Source organism: Paenibacillus gyeongsangnamensis, from assembly GCF_027533625.1.
Classification (GTDB): Bacteria; Bacillota; Bacilli; order Paenibacillales; family NBRC-103111; genus Paenibacillus_G; species Paenibacillus_G gyeongsangnamensis.
The window spans coordinates 308,842-323,909 of the sequence record NZ_JAQAGZ010000006.1 but is presented as its reverse complement, the minus strand read 5'-3'; the positions used below and the strand labels follow the sequence as shown (position 1 = coordinate 323,909).

Sequence of the window (15,068 nt, the reverse complement as noted above, 5' to 3'; positions counted from 1 at the left end):
TTGTTGAACGTTTTCCTTTGGTGTCGTTAGCCTCTTGGCATTCACTGACTCGTACCTCCTTAAGAAACATGAACAAAGTAGGGCTCCTTCCCTCCCGCAGGTTGTGTTGTCCTGCATTCATTGGTACTATGCGCCCCTCGGACTCCCTTCCTGCAGACGGCTCACTTCACTTTTTGGGCTTATAGAGCGCCTTTTTACGGTCTTTTAAAAAAAAAAAAAAACTTCCGTGCAGGGGAGGGTCTCCCCAGTTCACTGCATCCTCTTTCATGCCATGCCGATCCCCTTACGCCGGAGGATTCTTCGCTGCCGCTCCAAGTTCCTAGCAGCTTCCATGGCCTTCATCCACATTGACGGGACTCGGCTCCCTCTTCTCCCTCTTGCGAGGCCTTTTTAACGACGCGGCAGGATTCACTTTATGTTACGGCCTGGCATGTTGCTTGCCCTGTCTCTGACAGGTACTTCCGTCGATGCGCTTCTACGTACTGCTTTCGCTATACGTAGGCATCCTAGCTACGCGGGGGCTTGGTCCCTCCCGCGACCGGACTTTCACCGGCAAGAAGATGCGTGCCTCTGGGCACGCTCAACGAAAAAAGACCAAAAACGGATTTTTGTCCGTTTTTGGTTCCTCGTATCTGTTCCTGTCGGAATCCGGTTCCGACGGGCCTTTTTTTCACGTGAACAATGCCGTGCAATCTGTCGTTTCCTGCGCTTTCCGGGGAAATATTCAGATCGTATCAACAGGCCTAGTGCAAGTCGGAAGAGTCGTCATAATCGTATCGGAAGCCGTCGAGTCCCGCCCCGCCTTCCGAGGACGTCTGATGCATGGCCGCCGCTGCATTCACCTTCAGCTTCGAGAGCACCTCTTGAAACGGCCCGGCCTTCGATTCGCTATCCTGCTCGCGGATGGCAATCTGCAAAGCTTGCTCGATTACGGCAATATCATGACTGGTGAAATCCATGTCCGCAATCCCTCCCAAGGTTTGGTTTGATGGCTTACTCAACTATTCTGTCCGCTTTCCATAGTTTTCATACACTGCGAGCGAGGCCGGTTTCCTCCCCTACACATACAAAAACCGGCCCGAAAACGGCTTCAGGCCGGCAGCGCAGGCTGCATGTCATACAAAAGGCGGATCCCATGCCCGCTTGCGCCAGCCTAATGAGGCGCTCACGACATTCAGCTCCCGATCCAGCTTCACGTCGACGCCGAAGGGCAGCTGATGGTTATACCAGAACCTCACGTCGCGCCATTGCACCTCAAATCCGTCTCCCTGCTCCTTGCAGATCACATGAATTCGCTGGGCGAATTGCAAAAAAGCCCTTACTCCGTCCGTCGCCAGCGTCGCTTGAATAATCGAATTGCCTTCGTCCTTCGCGTATACATCCTGCACCTGCACCAGCTTGCCGCGGACCGTCCCGGTGTAAAAGTAGCCGTCGGTTTCCATCACGAATTGCCAGCGGAACCAGTGAAGCGACGGTACGACGTGACAGATGCCTTCCATAGAGAGCTCCCGGCGTACCCTGCTGACGACCCTGCGTTGATAGAGCGCCCTTATCGCGATATAGACGAAGGTGATCCCGTAAACGCCGGCGAACATCCAGCCCGGGTTCCAGCCCGAGTTGAGCCAGACGACCAGTCCGGCCGCATGGATCGCAAACAAGAACGGATCGAAGAGGGACAAAATGTCCCAATGATGCCATCGCTTATTGAACGGTCTCAAGCACTGAACCCCGTAGGCGTTGCATGCGTCCAAAAAGACGTGAAAGACGACAGCGGCGAGCGACCATCCGTACAGCAACACCCAATGATCGCTGACCGCAAACGCATAGGATAATGTGAACGACAGCGCCAGCGGCCATAAGAACAGGGCCGGAACCGAATGCGTCAATCCCCGGTGAACCCGGATATATGCCGCATAGCCTTTCACCCGCGCTATGGTGTCAAAATCCGGCGCATGCGATCCGATCATCGTCGCGGCGAGCACCGCGTGGGCCAGCTGCGGATCGTTTGCGACCGTCGGGCTGAGCATAGCCAGCCCGGCCAACGTCGCCCCGAACAACAAATGACTGCCTGTATCCATGTCGACTTTTCTCCTCCTGTCAGGCGGTATGCATCTTCGTGCTGTCGCTGTCCGGTTCCGCAGCCTCCGGGTCTTTCTCCCAGCGCTCTTCGGCGTTGAACCAGTAAAACCAGGCGTCCGGCTGCTGCCGGATCACTCGCTCCATGAAGCGGTTTAATACATTCGTGGCATCCGTTCGCGTCGCTCTCGTAAACGAAGAATACAAATGCAGCGGCTCTTCGAAAAGCAATCTGTGCTTGAAACCCCGCTCCCGATAGCCGTAGAACGGGATGACCGGCACCTCCTGCTCGATCGACAGCATGGCGGCGCCTTCCGGCATGCGCGTCCGCCTGCCGAAGAAACGGGAAGCCGGGAATGCGGGCCGCCAGAAATCGCCCAGCAGAAACACGACTCCCCCTGAGGCCAAATGCTTCTTCAACCGCCGGTACAGCTCCAGTGGAGGCGTGCTATCGTAATCCAAGCCGGGACAGCCCAGATTCAGAAATTTTAAATATAACGGCCTCAGCTCCGGACTTCCGCCGGTGGCCACCGTGAGGCAAGAATAATGGCGGCACAAATACCAATAATAGTAGAAGAAATTTCCAACATGCGGCGTATAGACAATCGCTCCCCGGCCGAGCTGGAGCGCTTCCTTCAAGCGATGCTCCCCCTCCACCTTGAAGCGCCACCCCGCGCTGCCTTCGAGCCGCCGGGATTCGAGCAAAATCTCGTACAGAGCAAGCACCACATTCCGATAGAACCGGTGCGACCACTGCGACAGCTTGCGTTCCGAACGTTCGTCCAGCAGGTCTCGCATGTTTCCTTGAACGCGGCTGCGCAGCCCTTTTCCCGAAAGCATATAAAGCAGCAGCGCGGCGGCCGAGCAGCTCCACAGCATCACGAACCTGGGCAGCCATCCGCAGACCCGCGCCAGCCGGTCAAGGCTCCGTTCATCGCTAGTTATCCTGCCGATCCAATCGTACACTCCGTCCACTCCCTCTACTCGTTCAAAAAATGCTTTTTATAACGCCGCGACACCCGGTCTTTTTCCAGAATGATAAAAAAATCGACGGTATCGAACAGCGCGTCATAAGCGGGATCTCCTCCGATCTCCGCGCCAAGCCATTGATAACCTTTCATAAGCGGCGGCAGCTTGCGGAAGATCTCCTTCTCGCTCAGCTCGCTCTCCACCCGCTGAAGGCCCTTGATGCGGTGCGTCTCCCGAGGCTGTATGCCGTAACGTTCCGTAATGACGCCTTTGTCCTGCAGCATCGTATAAATCAGGTTCAGCTCTTCTACCGAATGCATGTGCACGCTGGCGCACCCAATCAGGTAGTGATAATGACGCTCCGTGATATAGGCGGCAATGCCTTCCCACAGCAGTTGAATCGCCTTGCCTCCGCGGTATGCGGGCGCGATGCAGCTGCGTCCGAGCTCGAGCGTTTGCTCTTTATGCCGGGCAAAGCCGTTCAATTCAAACTCCGTTTCCGAATAGAAGCCGCCTTCGCGCATTGCTCTATCGCCGGGAAGCAAACGGTACGTGCCGATCACCCGTTCCGTCTCGAGGTCCTTTACGATCAGATGATCGCAAAATTCATCAAAAGCATCCTGCTCCAAACCGCTGTCGTTCAACATTTGCATGTTGCGTTCTTCTTCAACGAACACTTCGTACCTAAGACGGAGCGCCTGCTCCAGGTCACGTTCATCCTTAGCCAGCATAACGGCCAGCTGCGACGGCTGCAAACTGATTTGGCTTGCCGCACGGATCATCTTCAACACACCCTTCTCCAAAGAGGTTTGAACCCTAATCTAATCTTAGCGTAGCATCCGTTTATTAAGGCCGCGTTTACCTGTTGTTAAGCTTTTGTAAGGATTAGGAAAAGCTGGAGCCGTCAGGCGGGGAAAAATAAAGAGACCGGCGCATAGACCGGTCTCTGGGACGATGAACATTTTATGGAGATCGACCATTCCCTTCATCCCCGCAGCAAATGATAGATAGGGATAAACAGGAAGGAGGTAATAATGGCGGCAGCGCCCATGGCGAAGCCGCTTACGCTTCCGGCCAGCTCCGAATCGCGGATGATCCTTGCCGTGCCGATGCCGTGCGAAGCCGTCCCGATCGCCGTACCGAGCGAGATGTCGTCCCGGACGCCCGCTAACCTTAGCAGACCCGGGCCCAGCATGCTCCCGATAAGTCCGGTAATCACCGTAAGCACCGCGGTAAGCTCGGGGATGCCTCCCGCTTGCCGCGAGATTTCCAGCGCCACCGGAGAGGTGACGGACTTGGGCATCATGGAGATCATCAGCTCCTTCGAGCCTCCCAGCGCCCAGACCAAGCCGGCTGCGAGCAGCAGCGCGCTGACGGAGCCAACCGTAATCCCCGACAGGATGGGAACGAAGCTTCCTCCGATGCGGCGGGCGTTCTTGTAGAGGGGAACTCCCAAGGCGACCGTAGCCGGACCCAGGAAGAAGACGATCATGTCCCCTCCCTTCTGATAAGCTTCATAGGGGATGTCGCAGAGAAGGAGAACGGCGATGACCAGCACCGAACAAACAAGAAGCGGATGCAGCCAAGGGAATCGCTTCTGCCCCAGCAATGCGATCGCATAAGCGGTCAAGGTCAGCGTTACGCCGAAGGCCGGCTGCGATGCCAGCTCATGCAGACTCATGAAGGCGTTCACTCCTTTCGGCTTTGCGCGGACTAAACAGCCGGGTCGTCCAGCCGGCGAGAAGCAGCACCCCGAACGTGCTTCCGAACACGCTGATCAGGAGCACCGCCGCCTGCCCTCCGATGAGCTTGATGAACGCTATCGTTCCGACCACGAACGGAGCGAAGAAGAGCAGCATATGACGGATGAGGAAGGCGCTCGCCTCCTCCACCCATTCTACTTTTACGATCCTTAAGAACAGACTAAGCGTAAATAAAATAAGTCCGATCACATTCGCCGGCAGCGGCAAATGAAAAGCGGTCTGCAGCAGCAAACCGATAAAATAATAAAGAAGGACAATGGTAAATCCGAGCATTTACAACTTCTCCCCTTCCCACTCATGCAGGCTCTCCCACAAATAAAGCGTTACATAGCTTGACCAAGGAGACCAGGAAGCGCCTAATGTACGGACATCCTGTTCGCTTGGCTGCACGTCCAGTCCGTATAGCTTCTTGAGCGCATTCCGTACGCCGATATCCGCAGCCGGAAGCAGGTTGGTTCTCCCGAGGCCGAAGAGCAGGAAGCATTCCACGGTCCAGCGGCCGATCCCTCTTAGAGGCAGCAGCTCCGTCATGATCTGATCGTCGGACTTTTCATACAGGCTATCCCCGTCCACCGTGCCGTCCTTCATTTTACGCGCCCAGTCAATGACGTATTCTGCTTTCCGGCGGCTGAACTGAAGCTCCTGCAGCTGCTCATACTCCAACGCAGCCACGTCCTCGGGCGATGGGAATACGGGGTATTCCACACCGTCCGCCAGGAAAGGTTCCGCCGCCGTCCGCATAAGCCGCCGGGTCAGCTCCGAAGCAAAGGACAAATTCAGCTGCTGGCCGATGATTGTCTTGCACATGCACTCGAACAAGTCGGCTTCCGTCAACAAGTGAAGGCCGCGGAACCGTCCCGTCAGCGCCTGCATTTCCGGCCCGATGGATGCCATATGCTCGTAGAATGGCTTTAAATTCACCGTTGCCGACAGCATTCTCGTTAGTTTCGTCCTCAGCTCCGAGCTTTCTTCCGGCCCAGGCGGAGGGGTCCCGGACAGCCGTACCTCCAGCTCAGGCGCTTCGGTGGAACCGACGCTTCGGATCTGTGCGAGATAGACCGAGTTCTTCGTTCGAATCGTCCGTGAGAGCGTATTCGTGTTCTCCTCGAACCGGAAAGCTTCGTGTTTAACCCCTTTCAGACGCCGAACCATAAGAGAGAAATCGTAAGGGGCAATCGGTCGAATAACGAATGTAACCATAGGAAACCTCCCGGCAATTTAGGATCACTGGCGGAATACTGCATATTCGAGCGGCATCCGTGGAATCGTATATGTTGGTGCTGAGCCACCGAACTTTTCACTTTGAAGGAGATGACTTACATGGCCAAACCGGATAACCGTGAAGACAATGTGGAGCATTTGCAAAACAACATCAATAATACCATTGAAAATCTGGAGGAAGCCGAGGACTATTTGTCCGAGTATTCGGACGAAATCAGTCCTCAGGAGCGCGAAGCCATTCAATCCAAGAATGAACGCCGCCGGGAGTCCCTGGATGCTTTCCGTTCTGAAATCAAGGACGAAGCCGCCCACCAAAACGAATAGTCCGCGTCCTTCCGTGACCGACAGCAAGCCTCCGATTCCCGATGCTTCAGGGACGGAGGCTTTTTGGTGCCCTAACGGCTTTGCGATTCTATTCGCGCTTCCGGCCGGGAACCTCATACCGGAAATGATCGTGCGCCAGATAGGTCAGCTCGTGAAACTCCTGTGCTTCGCTGACAAGCTGCTCCGCCGCAGGCCCTTGATAACGCGAGGAGATATGCGTTAGAATGAGCGCCTTCGCCCCGGCTGCCGCGGCCGTTCTTGCGGCGTCCTTAGCCGTCGAATGATCGTATCGGACCGCCAGCTCCTTGCGGTTCTCCGCGAAGGTGGCTTCATGCACGAGCACCTCGGCGTCGCGGGCAAGCTCTATCGCGTTCGGGCACGGCTGCGTATCGCCCAGCACAGTCACCACCCGGCTTGCATAGGAAGGTCCGATGAATTGCTGTGCATTGAGCACGGTACCGTCCGGGAACGTAACGTCCTCCCCTCTTTTGATTCGTCCGAACAGCGGTCCGGAGGTCAAGCCCAGCGCTTTGAGACGTTCGACGTCGAGCCGCCCTTGCTGCGGCTTTTCCACGATCCGGTAACCGTAGCTTTCAATCCGGTGGACCAGCGGCGCGTAAGTTACTTCAAACTGCTCGTCCTCGAACAGCAGTCCTGAGCTCCCCCGCTTCAGCTCGTGCACAGTGATTTCATACGTCAGATGCGATTCGCTGATGCGAAGAGACATGTCGATAAATTCCCGGATCCCCTCGGGACCGTAAATGTTAAATGGCGTATCTCCACCTTGGTACGAGCGGCTGGAAAGCAGTCCGGGCAGGCCGTACAGGTGATCGCCGTGCAGATGCGTCACGAACAGCTTTTCCAGCTTGCTGATTTTGACGGGCGCCCGTAAGATTTGATGCTGCGTCCCCTCGCCGCAGTCAAACATCCAGTACGCATTGCGCTCGGCCAGCAAATTCAGCATGACCGAGGTCACATTCCGCTCCTTGGACGGCATGCCCGCGCCTGTGCCGAGAAAATATAACTCCAATCCGATCGACTCCGTTCCGCTTGCGGTATTGTATGGAAAAGAGTGGAGCCTCGCGTTGAGCGCCCCACCCTAGTAGCATGCCCTAATTTTTGTCTACATTAAAATATCTTGCCTGCGGATGAGCGAATACGATGGCGGATACGGAGGCTTCCGGCTCCATCATGCTGCCTTCCGTCAAATGGACGCCGATGTCTTCCGGCTTCAATAGATCGAACAGCTGGATTTGATCGTCCAAATTCGGGCAAGCCGGATAACCGAAGGAGAACCGCTGTCCGCGGTACTTCGCTCCGAACCTCTCCTGCATCGTCATGCCGGCCGGATCCGGGAAGCCCCAGACATCCCGCATCATTTGATGGACGCGTTCCGCGAACGCTTCGGCCGTCTCGAGCGCAGCCGCCTGGAGCGCATGCGAACGCAGATAGTCGCCCTTGTCCCTCCACGCTGCCGCGCGGTCGCTTATGTCATGGCCTGCAGTAACGACCAGGAAGCCCACATAATCCATCTCGCCGCTCTCCACCGGCTTCAAGTAGTCGGCCAGGCACAGATATGGCTCCGTATCCTGTCTTGGGAAAGTAAATTTCTGCAGTATGCGGGAATGATCCTCCGGATCGTACACCAGCACATCATTGCCGTCTGCCTGCGCCGGGAAGAACCGGTACATGCCGTGGGCCCGGATAATGCCTTCCTGCTGAGCCTCGGCGAGAATGCCGTCCACCGTTTCCTTCAGCTGCACGGCTTTCGGATCCTTGTCCGCCAGCAGCTTGTCGACCTTGCCTTTGAGACCGAGATGATGACCGAGCAGCATCTGCATATTTACGTAAGGAATCAGATGGCTGATCGGATAGTCCCGCAGCACATGGCGCTCCAAATCCGGAGGCGTCTGTACCGGGACGGTCCGGTCGATCTCGGACGATTTCACGCGGGTCAGCTTAGGCAGCGTCTCTTCCTTGCGCCCGGCCTCCATCACATCGGATTCCAGGCTTTCTCTCAATTCGCGAATGAGCGTCTGCCGCTGCTGCGGGTCGCTCAGCTTGTTCGCGAGGTCAAGCCCGTCCATCGCATCCTTCGCGTACAGCACCATACCGTCGTATTCGGGCGCGATCCGCGTCTTGGTGAACTTCCGCGTCAGCGCCGCGCCGCCTACCATGATCGGCACGTCAATGCCCGCGTTCTTCAAATCCTGCGCCGTGATGACCATTTGCTGCGCGGACTTCACGAGCAGACCGGATAGACCGATGGCATCCGGCCGTTCCTTGCGGTACGCCTCGATTAGCTGCTCCGGCGGCACCTTGATGCCGAGGTTCACGATTTTGTAACCGTTGTTGGAGAGAATGATCTCCACCAGGTTTTTGCCGATGTCATGCACATCGCCCTTGACCGTCGCAAGAATGATTTTCCCTTTAACGGCGGATTCCGTCTTCTCCATGAACTGCTCCAGAAAGGCTACGGATGCCTTCATGACCTCAGCGCTCTGCAGCACCTCGGCCACGATCAGCTCGTTGTTGTTGAAGAGACGGCCGACCTCCTCCATCCCCCGCATCAGCGGACCGTTGATGACCTCGAGAGGCGAATATTTCTTGAGCGCTTCGTCCAGGTCGGGAATGAGCCCTTCCTTCGTTCCTTCAACGACATAGGAAGCGAGCCGCTCTTCCAGCGACAGGTTGGAAATCTTCTCTTTCTTCTCGACCTTCTTCGTGCGAAAATGCGCCACGAACTCCGCAAGCGTCTCGTCGGTCGTGTTGTAGATCAGCTCCTCGGCAAGCCGGCGCTCTTCCTCCGGTATGGATGCGTACCTCTCCAGCTTCTCCGTATTCACGATCGCGTAATCCAGTCCCGCCTTGGTGCAGTGATACAAGAACACCGCATTCAGCACCTCGCGGCCCGCTTCGGGCAGACCGAACGACACGTTGCTGAGGCCGAGAATCGTCTCGGTATCCGGCATCGCTTCTTTAATAAGGCGAATGCCTTCGATCGTTTCTTTCGCGGAACCGATGTACTGCTGGTCCCCAGTACCTACAGGGAATACCAACGGGTCAAAAATAATATCGTTCGGCTGCATGCCGTATTTGTTTACAAGCAGGTCGTAGGAACGCCGGGCAACCTCCAGCTTATCCTTGGCCGTAATCGCCTGTCCGCGCTCGTCGATCGTTCCGACGACCGCAGCCGCACCGTAACGGTGGATGAGCGGAACGACCTTCTCGAACTTCTCTTCGCCGTCCTCCAGGTTGATCGAGTTGATAATCGCCTTCCCTTGGGAATACTTCAGGCTCAGCTCAATGACCCTGTAATCGGTGGAATCGAGCATCAAAGGCACCTTGACCTTCTTGACGACCAGCTCAAGAAACTTCTGCATGTCGCTCATTTCGTCGCGGTCCGGATCCTGAAGACATACGTCGACGACAGCTGCGCCACCCTTCACCTGGGCTCTGGCAATTTCGGAGGCTTCCTCATACTTGCCTTCGGCGATCAGCCGTTTGAACTTCCGTGAACCCAGAACGTTCGTTCTCTCGCCTACCATGTACGGCCTGTTGGCGTTCTCGATATAAACCGTCTCGATCCCCGAAACGGCCGGCGGGTGAGAGCCGTTCTGCTGGCGAGGGGAATAAGCCTGCAACTCCTCCGCCAACGCCCGGATATGATCCGGCGTTGTACCGCAGCAGCCGCCTGCAATATTGATCCAGCCCTGCTCAGCAAAGCCGGCCAGCTTCTTCGCCAGCGAAGCCGGCGATTCATGGTATTGACCGTTCTCGTCCGGCAAGCCGGCGTTCGGATAGCAGCTTACGGCCGTATCCGCGAGATCCGATAGCGACCGGATGTGGTCGCGCATGAATTCCGGTCCAGTCGCACAGTTGAGCCCGATCGAGATCGGCTCCAGATGCTCCAGGGATACGTAGAACGACTCAATGTTCTGACCGGCCAGCGTCGTCCCCATCGGCTCGATCGTGCCCGAGATCATTATCGGTAGCTTTCTTCCGAGCACGTCGAACGCCTTGCGGATCCCGATGCTTCCCGCCTTTACGTTTAGGGTGTCCTGGGACGTCTCGAGGAGGAGAGCGTCAACGCCCGCTTCCATCAGAGCAAGCGCCTGCTCATGATAACTGTCCACCAGCTCGTCAAACGTGACGCCCCCTGTAACCGAGAGCGTCTTGGTCGTAGGACCCATCGCTCCGATGACATAACGCGGCCATTCCGGCGTCGAATACTTGGCCGCGGCCTCGATGGCCATCTTGGCCGCAGCCAGGTTTAGCTCGCGGGCCCGGTCCTGCAAGTCATACTCGGCCAGCACGACGCTGGTCGCTCCGAACGTATTGGTTTCCACCATATCCGCACCTGCGGCGAAATATGCTTCATGAATCTTTTGTATAACGTCGGGACGCGTCACTACCAGAATTTCATTACAACCGTCCAATTCTTCCCCGCCGAAATCGTCTGCGGTCAAATTTTCCTGTTGAATCATGGTGCCCATGGCGCCGTCCAAGATCATAATTTTTTTATTAAGTTGTTCTTGTAATGATGGCTTGCTCATAAAGATCCCCTTTCTGCCTGCCCGCCGAACGACAACCTTAGGCCGGTATTCCGGCTATACTGTACGATGTGCGTAAATAATCCACAGGATTCATCTCGGTTTTATCCCTAAGTGTACCAGAAACATAACTTGATGAAAAGAATGAAAACATGCTCCCACATAATATCCTATATATCATATCGGTTTTGTATTATATATTCCGTCGACAGAAGCCATTTTTTGCATTATAATGATGGCTATAAGCAAGGAGCATTTATTAGATGAGCGCATAGAAAGAGGGATGAACGATGGCTGAGATTCGCATTCGGAACACGAACGAACGCATTAGCGGCGAAGAGAACGTAAAGGCTTTTTTGGATAAGCAAGTGGTGTTATACGAGCATTGGAACGCCGATAAGCTGCCCGCTCACCTCAAAGAAAACTTCATTCTGAGCGATGAGAACAAGGCCGAGATTCTGGCTACGTTCGACACAGAGATCAAGGATCTCGCCGGCCGCCGCGGTTATCGGACCTGGGATATCATTGCGCTCTCCGAAGCGACGCCAAACCTCGAAGAGCTGCTTAAGAAATTCGAGAGCGTGCACACACACACGGAAGACGAAGTGCGCGCGATCACGGCAGGCAAAGGCATCTTCGTGATCAAGGGAACCGACGACGTAGGCTACTTCGATGTCGAGCTGGAAGCCGGCGACGTCATCTCCGTTCCGGAGCATAAGCCGCACTTCTTTACCTTGATGGAGAATCGGCAAATCGTCGCCGTCCGCCTCTTTATCGAAACTGAGGGCTGGATTGCGCATCCGTTTGAAGATCCTACCTTCAGTAAAGCTTAAAGCAATAGATAACCACAACAAAGCCCGCTGGCTTCCTTTTCCTGACCGGCGGGCTTTATATTTAAAGGTGTATCAGTCTCTAGTTAACCGATCGAATCGATCACTTGCTGGATTTCACGCAAATTGGTAATTTCGTAGGTAGGTACCGCAATTTCATCCTTACGAGGCAGATCGTGCCGGTTGATCCACATATTCCTCATCCCGACGAGGCCCGAGCCCAAAATATCCGTTGTCAGCTTATCGCCGATCATCACACCCTCTTCAGCCGTAATACCGAGCAGCTTCATTGCGTGATGGAAGATCGAAACGGCAGGCTTGCCTTCCCCGAATTGTCCGGAGATGACGATATGATCAAAATAAGGAGCAAGCTCCGGAACACCCGCCAGCTTCTCCTTCTGCAGATCCGGCGAGCCATTGGTCAAAAGCAGAAGCTTGTACTTTTCCTTCAATTGATTCAGCACTTCGAACGTTTCTTCATAGACGATCGGACGGCTGCGGCGTTCAGCCGGGAACATCTCTCCCAGTTTATAGCCCAGCTCTTCATCCTCAATGCCGAGCGCCTTCAATCCCCGTGTCCACGAAGCTGTGCGATAGCTTGGCGCAAGCGCTTGAAGTTTGCGGAACTCAGGTTGATCTCCTTGGGTAAAGTTGGCCCATAGTCCCTCAAAAGGATTAATACCGATCATCTTTGTGAACGGGAATGTCTCGTAAGACTCATACAAAGCTCTCGCTTCCGTTCTAACGGCGTCCTCCAGCTTCTCCGGATCCACGTCATAATGCTTAGCCGCTTCCCTGCAGGTGGCCTGGAAAGCTTCCTTCACACTGCGCTCATCCCACAGCAGCGTATCATCCAAATCAAATAAAACCGCTTTGATCGACATCGATAACGTCCTCTTTCTCCCCTGAAATGAACTGAATAAGCAAGCAGGTGAACCTTAAACTATTCTTCCTTCAAAGCGATGGCGTTTTTATTCGCAAATTCTTTAAGCGCCGCCTTCACCGGCTCCAAAGGAAACTGGTGGTAAAACCGGGTAAACACCCATCGGCTGTTCTTCGGCTGTACTATAATGACGACGGCATCCTTGCTGAAGGCAATCTCGCTGATTTGTGCCGCCTCTACCGTACGCTCGCCGCTGAACCGGCGAGAAGTCAGAGACTGCTTGCCCACCTTTAGATAAGGCCGGCGCGCCCAATAAATCAATACAGCAAGGAAAATATAGCTCGCCCCTGTAACCCAATAAAGATTGTCTTGCCTTGCTGCGCTCCGGAAGGCCACAAAGCAAAAAAAGCCTATCGCAACGAGCAGTAAAGGCCATAGCCAGCTTCGTCCCTTGAAGACGCTCGAGTCGTCCGCGACCCCTCCCGAGATCGGATTGCTTCCCGATTTCTTGCGCCGGGCGTTCGTTACTTTCGTGTTCTTCTTAACCATGCGTTCCCACTTGCGTGACATGTAAATGGCCCCTATCCGGTCAATTATCCTTTGCTGTTCTCATCCGTCTCAGCATCAACGAGCTTAATGTTGTCCAGCTGAGAGCGCAAGGATGATCTGAATGAATCGATATACTTGCGTCTTAGGACATTGCGCTCATCCAGCTCATCATCCGTCAAACCGGTCGACTTGGCTTTACGGGCGAGCTCGTTAATTCGCTTGACGGTGGCTTCATGATCAGCTTCGCTCATGTTCGGCCTCCTGTGTAAGTCTAGTATGTCTTGTCTATAACATTAATACTTTGACATTACAGGATGCCATTGTCAAGAGTAACAGGGGCAATCGTTACCGGACACTATATAACCACCTCCATCAAGCGCAGCAACTGGAGCCTAGAGAGACTCGCGTGAAAAAGGGACCACCTATGGCGTTAAGGCAGGAGCAGCTTCTGCCCTTCCTGAAGCTTGGACTGCTTCAAGCCGTTCGCCTTCCTGATTTCATCAATATAATCGCGAACGTCCTTTCCTTTGCCTGCGTGCTCGGAAGCGATGCTCCAAAGGGTTTCGCCGTGGCCCACGATCACGAACGGTTGAGCCTGAACATGCTCCGTTGCGGCAAAAGCACCTTTGTCGCCAAAGCCGCCCGCAAACAAACCGAACAAGATAATAAACAGAGAGGCAAAAAGGGCTGCAGATGACAAGCGCACGTACGTTCGCTTATTATTATGTAAGGCAGAACGTTCTGTTCTACGTTGAATTCGAATATTCGTCAGGTTGTTCGCGTTGTTGTAAGAGTTCAGTAAATTATCATTTTGATACATGGTTAACATCCCCCAAACATTTGTTCTGTTACGAATATAACACGAACAAGCGTTTGCGTCAATGCTTTTTTCGAACAATTGTTTGTACGAACTCCGGTTCTGTGTTATACTCCAAGTAATGATTACCATAAATGGAGTGATTCGCATGAGCAAGATTTCCAACCGTCAGCAGGCGATCTTGGATTTCATCAAGAATGAAGTGAAAGATAAAGGATATCCCCCCTCCGTTAGAGAAATCGGCGAGGCTGTCGGACTGGCGTCAAGCTCAACGGTTCACGGCCATCTGGAGCGTCTCGAGAAGAAGGGCCTCATCCGGCGCGACCCGACGAAGCCCCGCGCCATCGAAATTTTGGACGGCACCATGGGGGACGGCGCCTATTCCGTCTCGGTATCCCGCGTTCCTCTGATCGGACGCGTCACAGCCGGTACGCCGATTACGGCTACCGAGAACATCGAGGACTACTTCCCTCTTCCCAGCCATTTTGTGGGCGATCACAACGTATTCATGCTAAGCGTCATTGGAGACAGTATGATCGAAGCCGGAATACATAACGGCGATTATGTCATCGTACGTCAACAGCAAACCGCGAACAACGGGGAAATCGTCGTCGCGATGACCGAAGAGGACGAAGCGACCGTGAAAACCTTCTATAAGGAAAAGGATCATATTCGTCTGCAGCCTGAGAATCCGGCGCTTGAGCCGATCCGGCTCAATCACGTCACTATTCTCGGCAAAGTTATCGGCGTATTCCGCGACTTTCATTAGCGTAAAACTCCCTATCAATGTAATGCATCGATAGGGAGTTTTTTATGGAGCAATCCGGGCAAGACATATGCGTCCTCCTCTTTTACCGGATGCAAGTGCTGTATGGATCTTACCGGATGCCATTGTTCAAAACGTGCGCCCTCCATAAGCGAAGTGCCGCTGACCTCCCCCCCTACAACAGACCGCTAGTTATTAACGAGATACCAATGCAAGACGCCTGCCGCACTCTGTGACATCCGCCTCATCCGGCAAACCTCCGCGAGAGAAAGCGCCTCCCTGCTTGGCAGCACAAAAAAAACCGCTTGCCGCAGTTA

General features: G+C 54.6%; 16 protein-coding genes. 3 read left to right on the top strand and 13 right to left on the bottom strand.

Features of this window, described 5'->3' with window-relative positions; all coding sequences use genetic code 11:
• Window positions 1-743: 743 nt before the first annotated feature.
• The 7 genes from O9H85_RS11970 to O9H85_RS11940 all read right to left on the bottom strand — a co-directional run bounded on the left by O9H85_RS11970 (window position 744) and on the right by O9H85_RS11940 (window position 6,008).
• On the bottom strand, window positions 744-959 hold the full coding sequence (locus O9H85_RS11970; protein WP_269881587.1) for a hypothetical protein: 216 nt from the start codon (window positions 957-959) through the stop codon (window positions 744-746).
• Between the two features lie 156 nt (window positions 960-1,115).
• The gene (locus O9H85_RS11965; protein ID WP_269881586.1) at window positions 1,116-2,078 is read right to left on the bottom strand and encodes a metal-dependent hydrolase; all 963 of its coding nucleotides are present in this window, start codon (window positions 2,076-2,078) and stop codon (window positions 1,116-1,118) included.
• A 19-nt stretch (window positions 2,079-2,097) separates the two neighbouring features.
• Window positions 2,098-3,042, bottom strand: coding sequence for a lysophospholipid acyltransferase family protein (locus O9H85_RS11960; protein ID WP_269881585.1), 945 nt, complete (start codon window positions 3,040-3,042; stop codon window positions 2,098-2,100).
• Window positions 3,043-3,056: 14 nt separating this feature from the next.
• Window positions 3,057-3,827: a GNAT family N-acetyltransferase gene (locus O9H85_RS11955; protein ID WP_269881613.1), complete on the bottom strand. Its 771-nt coding sequence runs from the start codon at window positions 3,825-3,827 to the stop codon at window positions 3,057-3,059.
• Window positions 3,828-4,030: 203 nt separating this feature from the next.
• Window positions 4,031-4,726: an LrgB family protein gene (locus O9H85_RS11950; RefSeq protein ID WP_269881584.1), complete on the bottom strand. Its 696-nt coding sequence runs from the start codon at window positions 4,724-4,726 to the stop codon at window positions 4,031-4,033.
• Window positions 4,713-5,081, bottom strand: coding sequence for a CidA/LrgA family protein (locus tag O9H85_RS11945; RefSeq protein ID WP_269881583.1), 369 nt, complete (start codon window positions 5,079-5,081; stop codon window positions 4,713-4,715). The genes O9H85_RS11950 and O9H85_RS11945 overlap by 14 nt, the downstream gene beginning before the upstream one ends.
• A complete protein-coding gene (locus tag O9H85_RS11940; protein ID WP_269881582.1) occupies window positions 5,082-6,008 on the bottom strand; it encodes a DNA-3-methyladenine glycosylase family protein in 927 nt (308 codons plus the stop codon).
• Between the two features lie 120 nt (window positions 6,009-6,128).
• Between O9H85_RS11940 and tlp the strand changes: the two genes are divergently transcribed.
• Window positions 6,129-6,353, top strand: a complete 225-nt coding sequence (tlp, locus tag O9H85_RS11935) for a small acid-soluble spore protein Tlp (RefSeq protein WP_269881581.1) — start codon at window positions 6,129-6,131, stop codon at window positions 6,351-6,353.
• Between the two features lie 88 nt (window positions 6,354-6,441).
• Here the strand turns inward: tlp and rnz are convergent, their stop codons facing one another.
• Entirely contained in the window at window positions 6,442-7,383 is a 942-nt protein-coding gene (gene rnz / locus O9H85_RS11930; RefSeq protein ID WP_269881580.1) for a ribonuclease Z, read from the bottom strand.
• 82 nt (window positions 7,384-7,465) lie between these two features.
• The gene (gene metH / locus O9H85_RS11925) at window positions 7,466-10,909 is read right to left on the bottom strand and encodes a methionine synthase (RefSeq protein ID WP_269881579.1); all 3,444 of its coding nucleotides are present in this window, start codon (window positions 10,907-10,909) and stop codon (window positions 7,466-7,468) included.
• Between the two features lie 287 nt (window positions 10,910-11,196).
• Here metH and O9H85_RS11920 point away from each other — a divergent pair, with 287 nt between their 5' ends.
• Window positions 11,197-11,739, top strand: a complete 543-nt coding sequence (locus O9H85_RS11920) for a 1,2-dihydroxy-3-keto-5-methylthiopentene dioxygenase (protein WP_269881578.1) — start codon at window positions 11,197-11,199, stop codon at window positions 11,737-11,739.
• Between the two features lie 83 nt (window positions 11,740-11,822).
• Here O9H85_RS11920 and O9H85_RS11915 read toward each other — a convergent pair whose 3' ends face one another.
• The 4 genes from O9H85_RS11915 to O9H85_RS11900 all read right to left on the bottom strand — a co-directional run bounded on the left by O9H85_RS11915 (window position 11,823) and on the right by O9H85_RS11900 (window position 13,988).
• A complete protein-coding gene (locus O9H85_RS11915; RefSeq protein ID WP_269881576.1) occupies window positions 11,823-12,620 on the bottom strand; it encodes an HAD family hydrolase in 798 nt (265 codons plus the stop codon).
• Between the two features lie 59 nt (window positions 12,621-12,679).
• Window positions 12,680-13,189 (bottom strand): hypothetical protein, encoded by a 510-nt coding sequence (locus tag O9H85_RS11910; RefSeq protein ID WP_269881575.1) that lies wholly within the window; start codon window positions 13,187-13,189, stop codon window positions 12,680-12,682.
• Window positions 13,190-13,212: 23 nt separating this feature from the next.
• On the bottom strand, window positions 13,213-13,419 hold the full coding sequence (locus O9H85_RS11905) for a DUF896 domain-containing protein (RefSeq protein ID WP_269881574.1): 207 nt from the start codon (window positions 13,417-13,419) through the stop codon (window positions 13,213-13,215).
• 179 nt (window positions 13,420-13,598) lie between these two features.
• Complete coding sequence (locus O9H85_RS11900) at window positions 13,599-13,988, bottom strand: LysM peptidoglycan-binding domain-containing protein (RefSeq protein ID WP_269881573.1); 390 nt, start codon at window positions 13,986-13,988, stop codon at window positions 13,599-13,601.
• Window positions 13,989-14,133: 145 nt separating this feature from the next.
• Here O9H85_RS11900 and lexA point away from each other — a divergent pair, with 145 nt between their 5' ends.
• Window positions 14,134-14,754, top strand: coding sequence for a transcriptional repressor LexA (lexA, locus tag O9H85_RS11895; RefSeq protein ID WP_269881572.1), 621 nt, complete (start codon window positions 14,134-14,136; stop codon window positions 14,752-14,754).
• The last annotated feature ends 314 nt before the right edge of the window (window positions 14,755-15,068 follow it).